General features: G+C 73.7%; 1 protein-coding gene. It reads left to right on the top strand.

The window, feature by feature from the left end; translation table 11 throughout:
- Positions 1–221 precede the first annotated feature (221 nt).
- The gene (locus AB0O00_RS39530) at positions 222–479 is read left to right on the top strand and encodes a hypothetical protein (RefSeq protein WP_363659501.1); all 258 of its coding nucleotides are present in this window, start codon (positions 222–224) and stop codon (positions 477–479) included.
- The last annotated feature ends 916 nt before the right edge of the window (positions 480–1,395 follow it).

Raw genomic sequence — 1,395 nt, 5'->3', positions numbered from 1 at the left:
GCCGCACCTGGCGGGAGCGGAGGCGGCCGAGGGCGGCACCGGCGCGCCCCACGACGGCCGGCGGCCGTCCGCGGAGGACCTCTGATCCGCCTTCGCCCTGCAGGGTCCTGCGCTCGCCGCCCGGCTCACGCGCACACACTGGCGCTGCTCGGTGCCCACGGGGCCGGACCCGGCCGCGCCCCAGGCCGCGAGGGCCCGCCCCTCGCCGAGGAGCGCCTGCAGTGGATCGAGGCCAGGACGGCCGCCTCAAACAGTACGAGAACGGCACGCTCGTCCCGCTGGGCGCGCTGTATGCCGCCGCGCTCGCCGAACACCGCCTGGTCGTCCACCTGGTGACCACCACCGGCTACGACGGGCCCACCGCCCACCGCCCGCCGGCTCCTGCGACTCGTCTCCCGCACGGCCCTGGTCTGCACCGGAGCTATCCCCGCGAGGCCGACAGCGCGTCGACGAGAAGCCAGACCTCGAGCTGGGAGTAATCCCCGCGAGCGTGGGGCCGACCGGTGGCATCCGCCGTGGCGCCCCCGGCTCCGGGAGTAACTCCCGCGAGCGCGGGGCCGACGGGCATGACGACCTCGATCTCCGAAGAGTTCCGGAGCCATCCCCTTGGACGCTGGGCCGACGACGGGTCTCCAGGGGGAGAAGTCGAGGGTAAGGGAGCAACCCCCGCGAGCGCGGGGCCGACACGTCCTTGGCCTGGTTGAGGTGGAACCAAGTGGAGCAACCCCCGCGAGCGCGGAGCCGATGTCTGGTACAGCAGCTGGTCGATGTAGCCAGCGGGGTAACCCCCGCGAGCGCGGGGTCGACGCATGCTTCGGAGCGTATCGCGTGAATCCTTGAGAGCAACCCCTGCGAGCGCGGGGCCGACCAGTCCTGCCTCACCCTGACCGGACAGCTGCTGGGGCAATCCCCGCGAGCGCGGGGCCGACGCCGGGTAACGCGCAGGCTGGAAGCTCATGTAGGAGCAACCCCCGCGAGCGCGGGGCCGACCTCGCCGCCGACGAGCCGCTGAGGGACACTCGGGAGTAACCCCCGTGAGCGCGGGGCTGACCTCGGCGCAGGCAGCACCGCTCCCGTGTCCAGGGAGCAACCCCCGCGAGCGCGGGGCCGACCCGAGGTCGCGCTTGCCCTTGAGGTAGCCGCTTGAGCGATCCCCGCGAGCGCGGGGCCGGCTCACCGGGCTGGAGGCCCTCGATCGGGACCGCGGAGCAATCCCCGCGAGCGCGGGGCCGACCACACGACGAACGAGCCTTCGTGGCCGGGGAAGGAGCAACCCCTGCGAGCGCGGGGCCGACACCTACTCATCTCGACGCATGGCCGCCGACCTGGAGCAACCCCCGCGAGCGCGGGGCCGACTGCGACGGAGACGAGATCAGCGCGAGGCTGCCGGAGCAA

The organism is Kitasatospora sp. NPDC093558 (assembly GCF_040683475.1).
GTDB lineage: Bacteria > Actinomycetota > Actinomycetes > Streptomycetales > Streptomycetaceae > Kitasatospora.
Note: the sequence above shows the minus strand (reverse complement) of the source record. Positions and strands in the feature narration are given on the sequence as shown.